Source organism: Duganella sp. CY15W (assembly GCF_009857555.1).
Classification (GTDB): Bacteria; Pseudomonadota; Gammaproteobacteria; order Burkholderiales; family Burkholderiaceae_D; genus Rugamonas; species Rugamonas sacchari.
The window spans coordinates 1-405 of record NZ_WWCQ01000025.1; the positions used below are offsets into that span (position 1 = coordinate 1).

General features: G+C 46.4%; 2 rRNA genes. Both read left to right on the forward strand.

Annotation, left to right across the window (positions count from 1 at the left end):
• Positions 1–120, forward strand: a 16S ribosomal RNA gene (locus GTP58_RS30870); the annotation flags it as partial.
• Positions 121–285: 165 nt separating this feature from the next.
• Positions 286–405: ribosomal RNA gene (locus GTP58_RS30875) — 23S ribosomal RNA — on the forward strand; the annotation flags it as partial.

Consider the following 405-nt stretch of genomic DNA (forward strand, 5'->3'; position numbering starts at 1 on the left):
GTTTTACCAGAAGTAGGTAGCTTAACCGCAAGGAGGGCGCTTACCACGGTAGGATTCGTGACTGGGGTGAAGTCGTAACAAGGTAGCCGTATCGGAAGGTGCGGCTGGATCACCTCCTTTCTAGAGTCGCACGCTTCAAGTGCTCACACTTATCTGCTGTACCGTTCTTTAACAATCTGGAAGAAGTAAAGTTTTATTTAAGCGTGTAAGTAATTACACACTTAGGGTAGTAAAACTCATCATCACAAAGTAGTAAATGCTTGCCTATAGCCGTCAAGGTTATAGGGACAAGTGAATAAGTGCACATGGCGGATGCCTTGGCGATTACAGGCGATGAAGGACGTAGTAGCTTGCGATAAGCTGCGGGGAGCTAGCAAACAAGCTTTGATCCGCAGATTTCCGAAT